At 36.8% G+C, this 18,461-nt stretch carries 17 protein-coding genes, 1 riboswitch and 1 other annotated feature; all 17 genes read right to left on the bottom strand.

Annotation, left to right across the window (positions count from 1 at the left end; all coding sequences use genetic code 11):
- Positions 1-47: 47 nt before the first annotated feature.
- The 17 genes from hemL to dnaI all read right to left on the bottom strand — a co-directional run bounded on the left by hemL (position 48) and on the right by dnaI (position 18,461).
- Positions 48-1,334 (bottom strand): glutamate-1-semialdehyde 2,1-aminomutase, encoded by a 1,287-nt coding sequence (gene hemL / locus MUA90_RS06680; RefSeq protein WP_262588767.1) that lies wholly within the window; start codon positions 1,332-1,334, stop codon positions 48-50.
- Positions 1,335-2,321: a porphobilinogen synthase gene (gene hemB / locus MUA90_RS06675; RefSeq protein ID WP_262588766.1), complete on the bottom strand. Its 987-nt coding sequence runs from the start codon at positions 2,319-2,321 to the stop codon at positions 1,335-1,337.
- Complete coding sequence (locus MUA90_RS06670; RefSeq protein WP_262588765.1) at positions 2,318-3,007, bottom strand: uroporphyrinogen-III synthase; 690 nt, start codon at positions 3,005-3,007, stop codon at positions 2,318-2,320. Before MUA90_RS06670 ends, hemB begins: the two co-directional genes overlap by 4 nt.
- A 24-nt stretch (positions 3,008-3,031) precedes the next feature.
- Positions 3,032-3,958, bottom strand: a complete 927-nt coding sequence (gene hemC, locus MUA90_RS06665; RefSeq protein ID WP_262588764.1) for a hydroxymethylbilane synthase — start codon at positions 3,956-3,958, stop codon at positions 3,032-3,034.
- Between the two features lie 31 nt (positions 3,959-3,989).
- A complete protein-coding gene (locus MUA90_RS06660) occupies positions 3,990-4,814 on the bottom strand; it encodes a cytochrome C assembly family protein (RefSeq protein WP_262588763.1) in 825 nt (274 codons plus the stop codon).
- 22 nt (positions 4,815-4,836) lie between these two features.
- Entirely contained in the window at positions 4,837-6,174 is a 1,338-nt protein-coding gene (gene hemA / locus MUA90_RS06655; protein ID WP_262588762.1) for a glutamyl-tRNA reductase, read from the bottom strand.
- A 251-nt stretch (positions 6,175-6,425) separates the two neighbouring features.
- Complete coding sequence (yihA, locus tag MUA90_RS06650; RefSeq protein WP_262588761.1) at positions 6,426-7,013, bottom strand: ribosome biogenesis GTP-binding protein YihA/YsxC; 588 nt, start codon at positions 7,011-7,013, stop codon at positions 6,426-6,428.
- A 147-nt stretch (positions 7,014-7,160) separates the two neighbouring features.
- Entirely contained in the window at positions 7,161-8,423 is a 1,263-nt protein-coding gene (gene clpX / locus MUA90_RS06645; protein WP_262588760.1) for an ATP-dependent Clp protease ATP-binding subunit ClpX, read from the bottom strand.
- Positions 8,424-8,825: 402 nt separating this feature from the next.
- Entirely contained in the window at positions 8,826-10,148 is a 1,323-nt protein-coding gene (gene tig, locus MUA90_RS06640; protein WP_105992592.1) for a trigger factor, read from the bottom strand.
- Between the two features lie 160 nt (positions 10,149-10,308).
- Complete coding sequence (locus MUA90_RS06635) at positions 10,309-11,250, bottom strand: hypothetical protein (protein WP_262588759.1); 942 nt, start codon at positions 11,248-11,250, stop codon at positions 10,309-10,311.
- Positions 11,251-11,264: 14 nt separating this feature from the next.
- On the bottom strand, positions 11,265-11,876 hold the full coding sequence (locus tag MUA90_RS06630; protein WP_105992590.1) for an NUDIX domain-containing protein: 612 nt from the start codon (positions 11,874-11,876) through the stop codon (positions 11,265-11,267).
- A gap of 134 nt (positions 11,877-12,010) precedes the next feature.
- The gene (gene rplT, locus MUA90_RS06625; RefSeq protein WP_105992589.1) at positions 12,011-12,367 is read right to left on the bottom strand and encodes a 50S ribosomal protein L20; all 357 of its coding nucleotides are present in this window, start codon (positions 12,365-12,367) and stop codon (positions 12,011-12,013) included.
- Positions 12,368-12,479: 112 nt separating this feature from the next.
- Positions 12,480-12,680: a 50S ribosomal protein L35 gene (gene rpmI / locus MUA90_RS06620; protein WP_114603188.1), complete on the bottom strand. Its 201-nt coding sequence runs from the start codon at positions 12,678-12,680 to the stop codon at positions 12,480-12,482.
- 31 nt (positions 12,681-12,711) lie between these two features.
- The gene (infC, locus tag MUA90_RS06615; protein ID WP_105993049.1) at positions 12,712-13,239 is read right to left on the bottom strand and encodes a translation initiation factor IF-3; all 528 of its coding nucleotides are present in this window, start codon (positions 13,237-13,239) and stop codon (positions 12,712-12,714) included.
- A 22-nt stretch (positions 13,240-13,261) separates the two neighbouring features.
- Positions 13,262-13,400 (bottom strand) — a sequence feature (ribosomal protein L20 leader region).
- A 64-nt stretch (positions 13,401-13,464) separates the two neighbouring features.
- Positions 13,465-14,952, bottom strand: a complete 1,488-nt coding sequence (locus MUA90_RS06610) for an amino acid permease (RefSeq protein ID WP_262588758.1) — start codon at positions 14,950-14,952, stop codon at positions 13,465-13,467.
- A gap of 93 nt (positions 14,953-15,045) precedes the next feature.
- Positions 15,046-15,221: riboswitch (Lysine riboswitch) on the bottom strand.
- 57 nt (positions 15,222-15,278) lie between these two features.
- Positions 15,279-17,222: a threonine--tRNA ligase gene (gene thrS, locus MUA90_RS06605; protein ID WP_262588757.1), complete on the bottom strand. Its 1,944-nt coding sequence runs from the start codon at positions 17,220-17,222 to the stop codon at positions 15,279-15,281.
- Between the two features lie 318 nt (positions 17,223-17,540).
- Positions 17,541-18,461 (bottom strand): primosomal protein DnaI, encoded by a 921-nt coding sequence (gene dnaI, locus MUA90_RS06600; RefSeq protein ID WP_262588756.1) that lies wholly within the window; start codon positions 18,459-18,461, stop codon positions 17,541-17,543.

Genomic DNA, 18,461 nt, shown 5'->3' with positions numbered 1-18,461 from the left:
TGCAGACATTTCACTCTCAAAATCATTTTATTTACTTAATCTAATAATTATTTTGCGACTCTTTCAAATGCTTTATCGAATGCTTCGATTGTTTTTTCAATATCTTCTTTAGTATGTGCTGTAGACAAGAATGTACCTTCGAATTGAGATGGTGGTAAGAAGACGCCTTCTTTCGCCATTTCACGATACATTTCTGAGAAGAGTTTCAAGTCGCTGGCATTAGCTTGTTTAAAGTTTGTCACTGGTCCTTCATTAAGGAAGTAACCAATCATAGAACCCGCACGGTTAACCGTCATAGGTACATTGTGTTTTGCTGCTACTTTTTTCAAGCCTTCTTCTAAAATATCGCCAAGTTCGTTGAAGTAATCGTAGCTTTCTGGTGTTAATTGGCTTAATGTTTCATAACCGCTTGTCATTGCTAATGGGTTGCCTGATAGTGTACCAGCTTGATAAATAGAACCTACCGGTGCAATTTTATCCATAATCTCTGCTTTACCGCCGAAAGCACCTACAGGTAAACCGCCGCCGATCACTTTACCTAAGCAAGTTAAATCTGGCATCACATCGAAGTAGCCTTGTGCACAGTTATAACCGACTCTGAATCCTGTCATGACTTCGTCAAAGATAAGCAATGAACCATATTCATTTGTGATATCTCTTAAGCCTTGCAAGAAGCCTTCAACTGGCGGAACTACACCCATATTACCAGCTACTGGTTCAACAATCACACCTGCAATATCGTCTCCATACATTTCAAATGCTTGTTTTATCGCATCTAAATCATTGTATGGCACTGTAATTGTGCTTTTAGCTGTGCCTTCAGGTACACCAGGAGAATCAGGCAAACCTAAAGTTGCGACACCTGATCCTGCTTTGATAAGCAGTGAATCACTGTGGCCATGGTAACAACCTTCAAATTTAACGATTTTATCTCTGCCAGTGTAACCTCTTGCTAATCGAATTGTATCTTGTGTTGCTTCTGTACCAGAAGACACCATTCTTACTTTTTCGATTGAAGGTACACGGTCAACCACAAGTTCAGCTAACTTGATTTCTTCGAGTGTTGAAGCACCGAAACTTGTACCTTTATCAACCGCTTTATGCAAACTGTCGATTACTTGCTTGTTTTCATGTCCAAGGATTAAAGGCCCCCAGCTTAATACATAGTCTATATACTCATTACCATCAATGTCATAGATCTTAGAGCCTTTCCCATGATCCATAAAGATAGCTGGCGTATCAACAGATTTAAATGCACGTACTGGACTGTTGACACCGCCAGGCATTAATTGTTCTGCTTTCTTAAATGCTTCAATCGATTTTTCGTAACCCATTTATTCGTCCTCCTTATTATCTAAGTAACGGCAAATATCTTTTGAGAAATACGTAATAATCATATCTGCGCCTGCACGTTTCATAGAAATCATTTGTTCCATTACGATTTTTTCTTCATCAATCCAACCTTGAAGTGCTGCTGCTTTTGTCATGCTGTATTCACCGCTGACATTATAAGCAATAACTGGAACATTCGTTCTTTCTCTAACATCTCTGATGATATCTAAGAAACTAAGTGCTGGTTTGACAATCATCATGTCAGCACCTTCTTTTAAGTCGCTTTCTAATTCAAGCAAAGCTTCTCTTCTGTTTGAAGGATCCATTTGATAAGTTTTTCTGTCACCGAATGATGGTGTTGATTCTGCTGCATCACGGAATGGACCGTAGAAACTAGATGCGTATTTAATACCATAACTCATGATTGGAATATTGTAGTAACCAGCGTCATCTAAACCTTTACGGATTTCAGCAACGAAACCGTCCATCATATTGCTTGGTGCGATAATGTCAGCCCCTGCTTCAACTTGCGATATAGCTGTTTTAACCAATAAAGGCAATGTTTTATCGTTATCAACGTCATGTGTATGATCATCGATTAAACCGCAATGGCCGTGATCCGTGTATTCGCATAAGCAAGTATCTGCTAATACAAGCATATCCGGATAAAGCTGTTTAGATTTGCATGTTGCTTTTTGAATGATACCTTCATGTGCATAAGCACCTGTTCCAACCGCATCTTTTTCGTTTGGGACACCAAAGAACATCACTGCTCGTATTCCTAAATCATACGCTTCTTTTAGCTCTTCATCTAATCGATTTAAGCTGATTTGATAAATACCAGGCATGGAAGGAATTTCTTCTTTAACGTCATCTCTTTCCACTACAAAGATAGGATAAATCAAATCTTCTTTTCTTACGTGATTTTCTCTAACAAGACTACGCATAGATTCATTTACACGTAATCTTCTGTGTCTGTCAAAACTCATTTATGATTCCTACTTTCTTTAATTGTATTGATTAAACCGTCGATTGTTTGTATTTTTGCGATATATGCATCGTATCCGTACTTATGAATCGTGTCATAAGTAGGTTGGCCGATAGCATAACATGAAAATGATAATTTCAAATGCTTTTGCTTTAAAGTATTAAAAAAATTACCCGCAGAAGAAGAACTGGCAAATGCAATGCCTTCTGCCTGATGCATACGTAATAATTGAATCGCTTTTTCAATGTTAGCTTTATGCTGAACCGGTCGATATAAGTCGACTTTTGTCACTTTGGCACCTCGTTGTGCAAGTTCGTTTTCCAGCAAAGGACGAGCAGCAGCACTGCTTGGGATAAAAATAGTTTCATCTTGATTGAAAGAGAACGCTGCTAAAAAGCCTTCTTGAGAGTAATCGTCAGGACAAAAGTCGACAAAAATATCATGCAAACCGCAAAAACGTCGGGTTTTTTCACCAATTACCGCAACTTTATCATACTTTACTTGATCTAAATAAGGTAAAAAATACCGAACTGCATTCTTTGATGAAAAGATAATCCAATGATAGTGATGAGTGAGTAAGCTTTCATCAAATGACAATGGTTGGATTTGTATGAATGGCAAATGAATCAAATCATTGCTTGTATCATGAATAGAACTCGTTTGTGTCATTATGACTGATGATGGCATAAGAATTCATCTCCGTATTATAGACTACTCTTCCTCATTTAATGCTTCAATAATTTTATCAGCGCCTTGTTTTTTCAAAACATCACTGACTTCTTTGCCTAATTCCACTGGATTTTGGCCTGTCACAGAATGTTCGAAGCGTTGTTTGCCGTCTGGAGACATTATTAAACCAGTGAATGAAAGCTGACCATTATCGCCGACTGTCGCATAACCGCCGATCGGCACTTGGCAGCTGCCGTTCATTTCTTTTAAGAATGTACGCTCTGCCGTTACACATTCAGCTACACTTTGATTGTGCACTTTCGTCAATAATTCTAATAATTCATCATCATCGCTGCGGCACTCAATACCTAATGCGCCTTGGCCGATAGCTGGAATCAGCATATCTTGTTCAAGATATTGCGTTACGATATCGTCAGACCATCCCATTCTGCGCAATCCTGCAGCTGCTAATATAATCGCATCATAGTCTTCTGTTTCTAGTTTATGCAGACGCGTATCAATATTACCTCGGATCCATTTGATTTCTAAATTAGGATATTTTGCTAATATTTGTGCTCCGCGTCTTAATGAACTTGTTCCTACAATACTGCCGTCCGGCAAATCTTGGAGCTGTACATGATTTTTTGAAATAAATGCATCAAAAGGAATTTCTCTGTCAGGAACACAGCCGAGTGTTAATCCTTCCGGCAACTCACTTGGTACATCCTTTAAAGAATGGATGGCAAAATCAATTTCATGGTCGAATAAAGCTTGTTGAATTTCTTTGACGAACAAACCTTTTCCGCCTACTTTAGATAATTGTCTATCCACGATTTGGTCACCTTTTGTGACAATTTCCTTTATTTCAATATCTAAATCTGGTTGTACCTCTTTTAACTTTTCAATAAATTGACGGCTTTGCGTCAATGCGAGCTTACTTCTTCTTGAACCAACGACAAGCTTGCGCACGTCAACTTCCTCCTCTGCTTAAAGGTTGTCATTACCCAAAAAAGTTCGGGAAATGCGAAACGAATATTAAGTTAAACATACTGAACATATAAATCAGCATATTAAACAATACTTGATTTATAGGGCTTACCCATTTTTTAGTGCGAATAAGAATATATATCACATAGCACACCATTACTATAATTGAAGATATCACTTTAGGGTCCAATAAGATATTATAACCTATTGTCTGAAAACCCCATTGTGCTCCAAGGATGACACCAATGACCAGCAAAGTAAAACCAATGATAGTCGAATAGAAAGTCATCTTTTCTAAGGTGTTTACACTACCTATTCTAAAATATTTTTGGTCAAAATGCTTTTGTTTAAGGTTGCGATACTGCAATACGTATAAAGCAGCATTCACAAACGCTAATGAAAAGAAAGCATAACTGACGATAGCCAATGAGACATGAATGATTAATAACTCATGGTTTACGTTAAATTCTGCTTTTTGAATAAACGTTTCATTCGGTCTGAATGTGTGAATCGCCATGACAATAAACCCTATTGCATTGAACAAAAATATAGAAAACTCCAAGTGCTTTACTACACTGATTACAATAGAAAATGATAAAATCAGCCAGTTTAAAAAATAAAACACATCAAAAACTGATCCTAACGGAACTGCTTTTGCCATATTGATATATAAAGACAAAGAGATTGTTTGCAATACCCAAACAATCCCTAGTGTGTAAAACCCTAACGTTCTAATTTTATGATTCTTTTTAAAAAAATCATAAAAATAGCAAGAAATACTGAGTAAATAAATCAGCAAAGTTACTTCATGGAAACGCACGAAAAACATATCTTGCATATTATCACCATACTATGGCTGCTTATTCAAAACCTAAGATTTGTCGTGCTGAGAGTTTGCGTTCTTTCTTTGCGACGCTCTTTTCATACTCGCTTTCAGCCTCAATATCAAAGATGTTTTGGAACAGCTCTAATTTTTCACTGCTATTTTTATCATTACTCAATTCTTTCGCTTGTTTAATCGGATCTTTCAGCATTTGGTTAATGATACTCTTAGTATGTTTTGAGATTACTTTGCGTTCACGTTCGCTTAAATCAGGTAATTTACGATCAATACTATCCATTGTTTCTTGCTGGATATTCATTGCTTTTTCACGCAATGCTCTGATAACTGGAACAACGCCCAGCATGTTCACCCAATCATTGTGTGAGGCAATTTCTTGCGGAATTTGATCAGCAATTTGAGCTGCTGCTGCTTCTCTTTCACGCAAGTTGGCATCTACTAAACCTTTAAGATCATCGATATCGTAACTGAACACATTCATGTCTGACTCAATAGCTGGATCAATATCTCTCGGCACTGCGATATCAATTAATACCATCGGTTCTTGTTTGCGTTGACGTGTAACAGTTTCCATCATGCTTTGAGTAATAATATATTCTGATGCACTTGTTGAACTGATTACAATATCAGCATTGACTAATAATGATTCTAGTTCGTCTAATTGTGCATAATCTACTTGATGCTTATCTGCTAAATCGCGTGCGCGTTCAGCAGTTCTGTTAACAACTGTAACTTTCTCAATTCCAGAACCTAACAGATTTAACAATGACAATTCGCTCATTTCGCCTGCACCGATAATCACCGCATGCTGTGATTTCAAGTTGCCGAATACTTTTTTAGCAAGTTCAACGGCCGCATAAGAAACACTTACCGCATTATCTGCGATATCTGTTTCGTTGTGTGCACGTTTAGCGAATGTGATTGCTTGTTTAAATAAATGATTAAATATCGTACCTGTTGTACCTACTTCTTGTGCTGTAAAGAACGCATCTCTCATTTGACCTAAGATTTGTGTTTCCCCTAACACAATCGAGTCTAATCCAGATGTTACATTAAATAAGTGTTCTACAGCTTCGTCTCCAACCAACGCTTCTGACATTGCCTTGATTTCATCTACTTCCAAACCGAATTTACGAGCTAAGAAGCGCTGAATGTAATAACGGCCTGTGTGGATTTGATCCGTAACAGCGTATACTTCTGTGCGGTTGCACGTAGACAATATTACATTTTCTAATATTGATTTTGTTTCAAACAAATCAATATGCGATTCATGTATGGCATCAGCTTTGAAAGCAACTTTTTCTCTCAGTGCTACATCAGCGGTACGATGGTTGATGCTTATCGCAATTATATGCATTTATAACGCCCTCCATACTATTGACAATACCTACATTATAACACACAAATTATAACCTTAAAGTCATCAAGCCGGTTTATTTAGAAATATTCTAATCTAGCATTTGTTCAGTCAAAAATTCGTCAAATTTAAGAATCAATGTAAAATCCATTCATATTTTAGACACAAGTGCTATAACGCTTGCTGTGCTTTTTGTATACATAGATTGTGATTGCACTTTCATGACACTTTTGACTGCTACATTAGAACGATTATAAATATTGCTCTATCGCATTCCAAATGACTTGCTGGTTTTTATTGTTAATGGAAGAGTAACTGATAATCGTATCTTCACTTTCCATCTCTAATTTTTCTCTGATTACTTTAAGATGTTTTTGAATTTTGCCTTTAGCAATTTTATCTTGCTTTGTCGCAATGATTAAGACAGGCAAATCATAGTACTTTAAGAAATCGTACATTAACACGTCATCTTCTGTCGGCGCATGTCTGATATCGATTAATTGAATCACAAGCTTCAGCTGTTCACGCTGAGTAATGTACTTTTCAATCATTTTACCGAATTGTTCTCTTTGTTTTTTGCTGACTTTCGCATAGCCGTATCCAGGCACATCGACAAAGATTAATTGGTTATCGATATCATAAAAGTTAAGTGTTTGTGTTTTACCAGGTTGCTGTGATGTTCTGGCCATATTTTTACGGCCAATCATACTATTGATAAATGTGGACTTCCCTACATTAGAGCGTCCGCTTAAAGCAACCTCATCCAGTCCTGATTCTGGATACTGTTCAGGTTTTACTGCACTGATCAATAGTTCTATATTATTCGGGTTGATATCCATTTTCGACCTCTTTTCTATCCTTTATAGATTGATTCGCGTTTCATTATATCAGATAACAAATTCGAAAGTGCAACGATTTCGAAAGAAAAGTATAAAAAAAGCATTCTCAGCACCTAATCAGTGCTGAGAATGCAATATGCAATACGATTATGCAGAAGTTTTTTCTAAGTTAACTTCATTACCGTCTTCGCCATATAATTCAGGCGTAGACTCGTTATTAATTGTATTTTCAGTGATAACCACTTTTGCTACTTCTTCAGTAGATGGGATATCATACATGATTTCAATTAATGATTCTTCGATAATTGAGCGTAAACCTCGTGCACCTGTTTTACGTTCGATTGCTTTTTCAGCAATTGCTGATAAGGCTTCTTCTGTAAATTCAAGTTCTACATGATCAAGCTCAAGCATTTTCTTGTATTGTTTTACTAAAGCGTTCTTAGGTTGTGTTAAGATATTTTTCAATGCTGAAATATCTAATGTTTCTAAGTTCGCTACGATTGGAATACGTCCGATAAATTCAGGAATCAATCCGTAAGATTGCAAGTCCTCAGGACGGATGTGTTCTAGCAATGCACTTTCGTCATATTTTGCAGCTTCATTACTAGCAAATCCAATCACTTTTTCACCTAAACGGCGTTTGATAACATCATCGATTCCGTCAAAGGCACCGCCTAAGATGAATAAGATATTAGTCGTGTCGATTTGGATGAATTCTTGGTTAGGATGCTTACGTCCACCTTGCGGCGGTACACTAGCAGTTGTACCTTCTAAGATTTTAAGCAATGCTTGTTGTACACCTTCACCAGAAACATCACGGGTAATTGAAGTATTTTCAGATTTACGTGCAATCTTATCGATTTCATCCACGTAAATAATACCTTTTTCAGCTTTATCGATATCGAAATCAGCTGCTTGGATTAAACGTAGTAAGATATTTTCTACGTCTTCACCTACATAACCAGCTTCAGTTAAACTTGTCGCATCTGCAATCGCAAATGGCACGTTCAACGTTTTCGCTAATGTTTGTGCAAGTAATGTTTTACCGCTACCAGTTGGTCCGATTAAAGCGACGTTACTTTTTTGTAATTCTACTTCATCATCTTTAGGCCCTAATTGTTGGATACGTTTGTAATGGTTGTATACCGCCACTGATAATGATTTTTTCGCTTTCTCTTGACCAATGACATAGTTATTTAGTTGATCCATAATTTCTTTCGGAGTTGGTAAATCTGTAAATTCTTCTGTAGCATTTTGGGCAAGTTCTTCTTCTACGATTTCAGAACATAATTCGATACATTCGTTACAAATGTAGACACCGCTGCCTGCCACAAGTTTCTTAACTTGATCTTGGTCCTTACCACAGAAAGAACACTTCAATTTTTCTTCATCTTCATTGAATTTAAACATTTATTATTTACACCTCTATTCCATAAAGACTATACGCAAACACTTTAAACTATGCAATGAATTTGTTTATAGACTTTATCGTTACTTTTAAACCAATCATTACAGTTCCTTAAATCAGGTTAAGAATTATTGATGATTGTATTGATTATATCTATGATGAGATTTTTACTTTATTGAACTTGTATATCGAATATATCATTTTGTAAAGTTTATGCAACAATGTTGCTTACAAACAATATAGCATAGGGTTTACTAAAACGAAATAATTACGATTACAAATCACTGTAGAGGATGAAACTACATTCTGCAACTCAAACACCTTGAATCTCTCAAGCTGATTGACACATTAGAAATGCAACTTCACCCTCTACCCATTCATTTATTCAATTGGAAATGAATTGATTATTTGTCTTCTTTTTCTTCTTTTTTATCTTCAGAAGCTTCAACAAATTTAGCATTATCCACTAATAAGTCGATAACTTTTTTAACACGTACATCACCTTTGATTAAGTCAGTGTTGCCTAATGTTTTCTTGATATCTTCAGCTGAGATGCCGAATTGTTCGCTCATTGCTTCTAATTCTTTATCGATATCTTCATCAGATGCTTCGATGTCTTCAGCATTTGCGATTGCAGTTAATGTTAAGTTTGTTTTAACACGTGCTTCAGCATCGTCTTTCATTTGTTCTCTTAATTGAGACTCATCTTGACCTGAGATTTGGAAGTAAGTTTCTAAGTTTAAACCTGATTGTTGAATACGTTGTTCGAATTCTTGCATCATACGGTTTAATTCAGTGTTGATCATTGCTTCAGGAATATCTACTTCAGCATTTTCAACAGCTTTGTTGATTGCTTCTTCCTTTTCAACGTTTTCAGCGTTGACTTTTTTCTCTTCTTCAAGACGTTTGCGAAGATTTTGCTTGTATTCTTCAACGTTATCCGCATCTGAATCTAATTCATTAGCGATTTCATCGTCTAATTCAGGAACGTTTTTGTATTTAACTTCGTTGATTTTAACTTTGAAAGTCGCTTCTTTACCCGCTAATTCTTCAGCGTGGTATTCTTCAGGGAATGTAACTTTAACGTCTTTTTCGTCGCCAGTATTCAAGCCTACTAATTGCTCTTCAAATCCAGGAATGAACATACCTGAACCGATTTCTAAATCGTAGCCTTCAGCTTGTCCGCCTTCGAATTGTTCCCCGTCAACATAACCATCGAAGTCTAAGTTTACAGTATCGCCTTCTTCAACTGCACCCTCTTCTTTGATTACCATTTCAGCTAAGTGACCTAAGCTGTGATCAATTTGTTCTTGTAATTCTTCGTCTGTTAATTCAGCATTTTGCTTTTCAACTTCAAGACCTTTGTAGTCTCCAAGTTTAACTTCTGGTTCTACAGTTACAGTAGCGTTGAAAGTCAAGTCTTTGCCTTTTTCAATTTGTGTAACTTCGATTTCAGGTTGATCAACTGGTTTGATACCTGTTTCTTCGATAGCTTCACCGTAAGCTTCTGGTAATAAAAGATCAACTGCATCTTGGTAAAGTGCTTCTACACCAAAACGTTGTTCAAAGATTTGGCGAGGTACTTTTCCTTTACGGAAACCAGGAATATTTACTTGTTTAACTACTTTCTTGAATGCTTGATCAATTGCTTGATCTACTTTTTTAGCAGGAACAGTAACTTCTAAAACGCCTTGGTTACCTTCCTTTTTTTCCCATGTTGCTGTCATGATATAAAAACCTCCATGATAATCGTAATTTTAATTTTTCAACTTTTTCATTATAGCATACGTACAATACGGTTACAAACCTTGTGATTAGTGTATTGCGAGTTGCTGCTGCAATTTAATCTTTTCTCTTAATTGTTGTAATACTATCATAATACCCTAATCATTTTGTGATATTCTGTTCAATCAGATGAATCCATTTAAGGACCTCATCATTCATCTTCAATTCATCAGATACAGACAGATTCAACATTGACTGTATATAATTGAAGAAGGTCGTAATCCACTCGTCAATTGGCGCGTATGTTTCAATTTCAAGCGGATAAATCCCAATCGCAAAGCCTTGCAGCATCTGAGAAATTTCCGGTCTCATTTGATCTCCGAAAGCATCCTCAAACCGCTGCATTACTTCAGGAATCACCTTTTGTGTAAAAGGTGCATACTCTAAGCCGGGCAAGTCTTTAGGTACGACATCGAACTCTGTTTTATTTTTAATGAATTTCACATGATGGCGGTATTGTGCTTTTTTCAAGTATTCCAAAATAATGGTTTGAACGTGTGCATGTAATGTTGTTTGGTTGATGATTTCTGCGAACGTATCTGAAAAACCATACTGTCCTTCATGCATCATATCGAACAATAAATACAACTGCTGATCGACTTGCAATTCGGTAAATTGTTTCATCCTGCTGATATAATGCTTTTTGTTTTCATTCAGCTGCATTTGGGCATCTTCTTTAATCGGAAACAGCTGCATGCGGATATCATGATCATTCACTTGATCTATAATCTGATTAAAGACTTCCACACATTCATAGTACTGTCCTAACCCATGCAAGCTGGTCATATAATAGACCATTAAGCGATTGTAGGCATCAAAACCCTGTTTCAATAGGATGATTGCTTCTTCTCTCAATTCCAAATATTGTTCCATTCTTAGAAGCATCTCACATTTTAATAAAGCTAATTCAGTATCTAATTCAAAACTTTTTTCGAATTTCATAAATGCATCGTACATCTCATCGTAATTTTCATGTTCAAAATGCGATTTAATATCTTTCGTCAGTTTTGCTTTGTTTTGAGGGAATGGAATTACATCAGACATGTTAACACCCGCTTCTAATTCAATGCTTTTAAGATGAGCGCACTCCAAGTTTCAAAATCATCATAGTCTTCGATTCTGCCTTGATTCACCCATTTGATTTTAAGTGTATCTGTTTCTTTGGCTTCTACATTTTCAGAATCCACTCTGATTTTAAAGACGATTCCTAAATGTACTTCGCCCACTTCATTCGTATCATCATTAATGAAACCGATATATTCCATATTTTGTGTTTTGCTTGTACTTAAACCGACTTCTTCTTCTAATTCTCGTTGTGCATTCACACGCAATACTTCATTAATTGTTTGTGCGTCCATTACATCATTCATATGTCCGCCTACACCGATAGAAGATTGACCATGCAAGCGGTCTTCGCCGCCGCCAGATAAACGTTCATATACGAGCGTTTCGCCTTTTTCATTTTCTAGCAAGCAATATGAGATAAGTTGTTTGTACGCAGGATCTTCTTCCATATCTCCGCGGCGTTTTACTTCATATTTATCTAACGTTTCAAAAATAGCTTCCCCAGTTGGATCATTTTGCGGTAAAAAGCCGTTGAAAGCATTTTTTTCATGATTAAACACAATATCTCTTGGTACTACAATGATTTTCTCATCAAATTTTGACATGGTTTTCTCCTTTACTATTTACATATGTACTCGTTGTTATTTTATCAAAGATTTGAAATCTGCGTAAAGCTGCTTCTAATAAAAAACTCAATCATCAGTATAAAGATTACCAATGATTGAGTATTGTAAGTTGATTATTTTAAAGCTGCTTTAGCTTTTTCTACTAATTCACCGAAAGCTTTGTCGTCTGAAATTGCGATTTCAGAAAGCATTTTACGGTTGATATCGATGTCAGCTTGTTTTAAGCCGTTCATTAATTTAGAGTAGCTTAAACCGTGGTTGCGTGCAGCCGCATTGATACGAGTGATCCATAATTTACGGAAGTCGCGTTTTCTTTGACGACGGTCACGGAAAGCGTATTGACCTGATTTCATTACTTGTTGTTTAGCTGTTTTATATAAAGTACGTTTTGCGCCGAAGTAACCTTTAGCTAATTTGATTACTTTTTTACGACGTGCTCTTGTTACTGTTCCACCTTTAACACGTGGCATATTGAATTCCTCCTTGGTTATATCTATAACTTGATTATTTTAATTTGGTTCAGTCTGCAATCTTTTCATCAAAGCTAAAGCAGAACTGATTATGCGTTTTGATTCTAGTCAATTATTTTTTGTAAGCTAATAATTGTTTTACGCGTTTCATATCACTTGGTGATACTAAGCTTGCTTTACGTAATTTACGTTTTTGCTTAGTGCTTTTGTTTGCGAATAAGTGAGATGTGAAAGCTCTTGAACGTTTTAATTTACCTGTAGCAGTTCTTTTAACACGTTTAGCTGCTCCGCGGTGTGTTTTCATTTTTGGCATAATGAAATTCCTCCTATAATATCTTTAAAAATTATTTTTCTGCTAGTGGTGCTAGCATGATAAACATTTGACGGCCTTCCATTTTAGGCTTTTGTTCAACTGTAGCGATGTCTTTGCATTCGCCTGCAAATTTCTCTAATACACGTTGACCAATTTCCTTATGCGTAATAGCACGTCCTCTGAAACGAATTGAAACTTTACATTTATCGCCTTTAGTTAAGAATTTGCGTCCTTGTTTCAACTTAGTTTGGAAGTCATGTTCCTCAATTGTTGGACTTAAACGAATTTCTTTAACGTTGATAACTTTTTGTTTTTTCTTCATTTCTTTTTCTTTTTTCTGTTGTTCGAATTTGTATTTACCGTAATCCATAATACGAGCAACAGGAGGTTTAGCATTAGGCGCGACTACGACTAAATCTAAACCTACACGATCCGCCATTTCTAATGCTTCACGTTTTTGTTTAACACCGATTTGTTCACCGTCTTGACCAATGACACGAATTTCTCTTGCACGAATTCTTTCGTTAACTTGCGTTTGATCCTTTGCTATGGTTAACACCTCCGTTATATTTACGAAATATCCCAAGTAAAAAGAGCGGACACAGAAGTGCCCGCTCTTTTCCATAAAGTCAACGTTGTCTTATTGCAACGTTGTTTTGGACCTGCCAACAGCCTTAAGCGTCGCTACAGGTGAGAAGCGGGAAGCTTCTACTTGGTTCGTTTCGTATTCAACGTATACAATCATATCAACATTGAGAGATAAAGTCAATTAAAATTTGAAACTTTATTTAAATTGGCTCATATTCACGTCTTGACGCAAATCTACGTCTTTCAATGGAATTTTTTTCGTTTTGTATCTGATTTTATGATACAAGAAGAATGCTAAGAATACTGGGATACCCATATATGTGATTAAAAATCTGTTAGGATCAAAGTCGCCTGTTTTAATGAAGTCGACATCTTGTCCGATAATAACAATCACACATAAGATACCTGCAAAGATAGGTCCGAATGGGGACCATTTTGCTTTATATTTCAATTCATATTTATGATGATGCTGTGCAGTGAATGCACGTCTGAAACGATAATGGCTGATTGCAATACCAACCCAAGCAATAAATCCAGTCATACCGCTCGCAGCAACAATATATTCATAAGCGCCGCCGCTTAATTTTTGTAATAAGAAAATAGCAACTGTAACTACACCTGTCGCAACTAATGCGATGAATGGTACACCTTGTTTAGATGTTTTGCCGAATACTGGTGCAGCAAGTTTATCTTTACTCATAGAGTACAGCATACGTGTTGATGCATACATACCTGAGTTGCCGGCAGATAATACAGAAGTTAAGATAACTGCGTTCATGAATGAAGCTGCGAATGCTAAACCGGCATTTTTAAATACTAATGTAAATGGAGATGTCGCAATGTTATCTTCCCCGCCCATCAATGCTGGATGAGTATAAGGGATAATCATACCGATAACAAAAATTGCTAAAATATAGAATAATAAAATTCTCCAGAATACTTGTTTGATTGCTTTTGGTACAGCACGTTCAGGGTTTTCAGATTCCCCTGCTGTAATACCGATCAGCTCAGTTCCTTGGAAAGAGAAACCAGCAATTAAGAATACACCTAAGATAGATAATAAGCTTCCGCCTAAATTACCGCCTAGGATTGGACCGTCGCCTGAAGTAAAGGTTTCAAATCCAATGAATTTTCCGCCCATAATTCCGACAATTGTAAGCAGCCCGATTGCGATAAAAACAATTACTGTTACAACTTTAATTAATGCAAACCAATATTCACTTTCACCATAGACACGAACTGACAATGAGTTCAGTGCAAAGATAATGATAAGGAATAAAACACTCCATGCCCAAGCTGGAATACTTTTCATCGGGTCCCAATACTGAATGACTTGTGCAGCAATGGTTACGTCTGCTGCGACAGTGATAACCCAGTTAAACCAATAGTTCCATCCTAAAGCAAAGCCTAATGACGGGTCTACAAATCGAGTGGCATACGTACTGAATGAACCAGAGACTGGTAAATACGTTGCCATCTCACCTAATGAAGTCATTAGGAAGAAAACCATAATACCAATAACAGCATACGCTAAAAGCGCTCCTAAAGGCCCAGCATCATGAATTGCGCCGCCTGATGTTACGAATAAACCTGTTCCGATACATCCGCCGATTGCAATCATGGAAATATGTCGGTCTTTCAGACCTCTTTGGATGCCTGCATCCTGATTAGATTGATTGTTCATAATCGATTCCTTTCTTTAGTATAGAGGCTTGCATGAATATAAAAATGATGGCCGCTATCTTGTTTGATATGCGACCATCATTAGAACTTTATAATATACGGTAGCACATCACATTATGTGACAGTACAGCTCCTATTAGGAAACTGTCCCAAAATACAATAGTTACGGCTATTGTAAATTTCGGCATCTTTGCCTTTAACTTATTCAACATACGCTCCGATAAAGCTTCTGATAAGCAACTCTTCAAAGATGCAACCTCTAACACTTTTTTAATATTTATTCAACTACATTGTAATATACATTAATTCTTCTGTAATATCAAGGAGTTAATTTTGTCTTTGTTTTTTCAATCGGATTTCGTCTACTAAATTCCAAATGAATTCATCTTTTTCAACTGTTTCTTGTTCTTTTGAACCATATTGACGTACGTTGACTTCATTATTTTCAATTTCTTTATCACCGATTACTAATTGATAAGGAATTTTATGCATTTGTGCTTCACGGATTTTGTAGCCCATTTTTTCATTGCGGTCATCAATTTCAACGCGTACACCTTGAGATTTCAATTCATCTTGAATTTGACGCGCATAATCATAATGCAAATTAACATTTACAGGAATGATTTCAACTTGCATTGGTGCTAACCAAGTTGGGAATGCACCTTTTGTTTCTTCTGTTAAGAATGCTACGAAACGTTCCATTGTTGATACTACACCGCGGTGAATAACAACTGGGCGGTGTTCTTCTCCGTCTTTGCCGATATACGCTAAATCAAAGCGTTCTGGCAATAAGAAGTCAAGTTGTGCAGTTGATAAAGTTTCTTCTTTACCCATAGCTGTTTTCACTTGAACATCTAATTTAGGACCGTAGAATGCCGCTTCGCCGATTGCTTCTTCATATGGCAAGCCCATTTCATCTACTGCTTCTTTAAGCATTGCTTCTGCTTTATCCCACATTTCATCGTCATCGAAGTATTTTTCAGTATCTTCTGGATCACGATAGCTTAAACGGAATTTGTAGTTTTCGAAACCAAAGTCGTCATACACGTCTAAGATTAATTGTACAACGCGTTTGAATTCTTCTTTGATTTGATCTGGACGTACGAAGATATGCGCATCATTCAAAGTCATACCGCGGACACGCTGCAAGCCTGATACAGCACCACTTGCTTCATAACGGTGCATTGTACCTAATTCAGCTAAACGAATCGGCAATTCTCTGTATGAATGCGGTTTGTTTTTATAAATCATCATATGATGCGGGCAGTTCATCGGACGCATAACCATTTCTTCAGTTTCATCCAATTTCATCGGTGGGAACATGTCATCTTGATAGTGATCCCAGTGACCTGATGTTTTATATAAATCTACGTTCGCCATTACTGGTGTATATACGTGGTCGTAACCTAAGCTGACCTCTTTATCCACAATATACCGTTCGATTTCACGACGGATAGTTGCACCGTTCGGCAACCATAACGGCAAACCTGCACCTACTAATTGGCTGTTCATAAACAATTCAAGTTCTTTACCGATTTTACGGTGATCGCGTTCTTTACGTTCTTCCAGCATTTTCAAGTGTGCTTTTAAATCTTTTTTGTCGAAGAATGCAGTTCCGTAAATACGTTGCAGCATTTTGTTGTTGCTGTCGCCGCGCCAATATGCACCAGCTGTTGAAAGCAATTTGAACTCTTTGATTTTAGAAGTTGATGGCACATGTACACCGCGGCATAAGTCAGTGAATTCGCCTTGTGTATAAAGTGTCACATTTTCATCTTCAGGAATCGCATCGATTAATTCTTGTTTGTACGGGTCGTCGCTGAAGAATGCTTTTGCTTCGTCGCGGCTGACTACTTTGCGTTCAATTTTATGATTTTCATTCACGATTTGTTTCATTGTTTTTTCGATTTCTGGGAAATCTTCAGAAGAAATTTTAGCATCTGTATCAAAGTCATAGTAGAAACCGCCTTCAATGACAGGACCTACACCGAATTTAACATCTCCGTATAAACGTTTAAGTGCTTGTGCCATTAAATGTGCTGTTGAATGACGTAATACTTCTAATGCTTCATCGCTGCCAGGTGTCACAATTTCAATTGTGCCGTCTGCTTCTAGCGGACGTGTTAAATCTACCATTTGTCCATTGATTTTGCCGGCAACTGCTTTCTTTCTTAATCCCGGACTGATTGATTGTGCGATCTCTTCAGTTGTAATACCTTTGTCGAATTCAGTACTATTTCCATCTGGAAAAGTAATGTTGATTTTATCCATTTAAAAACGCCTCCATTTTTAATCTCACGTAAAAATAAAAAGAACCCCGCCCTGTAAAGGGACGAGGTTCTCGTGATACCACCCTAGTTTAAGAAACAGGAACATTCCCATATAACTGTTTCTCATCTCTGCATAAGATAACGGTCTTGAGCCGGATATTCATTACAAATATCATATCTAAAAGGGAGTAACACTTTATTATGATAGCCGCATTCTCATCACCAGCAGCTTTCTGTATAGCAGGGAATAAATTGTCATATCCTCTTATGTTTACGTTGATTTAGATTTAATTCCATTATAACCTATTTTCTAAAAATATCAATCGTCACGTAAATTCTCTCCTACTAATTCGTAAGGTTCCGCTAACGATTTAATACGTTCCATAATTCGTGCAGCTTTTGTCTGCTCAGATCCATCTCTTGTAATCGAAAGATGATGTTCTAAGGCTTTGAAATCAAAGTTTGAACTGAAGAATGTCGGTAATTCTTGAACCATTCTGTAATGCAGCAGCGGTCCAATCACTTCATCACGCACCCACGGTGTAACTTCTTCAGCACCGATATCATCAAGCATTAAAATTTCAGCTTCTCTGACCACTTGCAGTTTGCGTTCAAAAGAACCATCTTTAAAACCGTTCTTTAATGTACGGATAAATTCCGGCAAGTAAACAATGGTAGACGGAATTAATTTAGATTTCAGCTGATTGGCAATTGCACCTAATATAAAGGATTTGCCTGTGCCGAAAGAGCCGTATAAGTATAAACCTTTGACCCTTTTGCCTTTCACGATATCATCACATAATCGACTGGCTGCCATTGCGACATCCAAACGTTCACGGTTATCCATATAAATATCGTTTAATTTCGCATCCAGCGTATCTCGCTGCATATGATGCGACGTAATCAAATGTGCTTCTTTCTGCTCTTGATCATGTTTGATTTTACATGGACATGGAAGGTATTTGATTTTGATTCTGCCATTTTCAATATAAAGTTCCGGTACATGCCCCTTTACAAAATTCGGACAATCTTTGAATTCATGCCCGTCGTATTGTTTTTGCTGATCTTTATACTCTTGCAAAATATTCAAATCTTCTTCAATCATACGATTTGTGACCTCTGATTGATGTGCTTCTAGAAATTTTTTGACATCCGGGTCATTGACAACATCTCTTTTTATCTTTTCAAAGCGTTTTTGAAAATCCGGTGATGTCTGCATAATATTGCTGAATCGTTTCAT

This window comes from Staphylococcus sp. IVB6181 (assembly GCF_025561445.1).
Taxonomy (GTDB): Bacteria; Bacillota; Bacilli; order Staphylococcales; family Staphylococcaceae; genus Staphylococcus; species Staphylococcus simulans_B.
The sequence above is the reverse complement of the archived record's forward strand: the minus strand, read 5'-3'. Positions and strand labels throughout refer to the sequence as shown.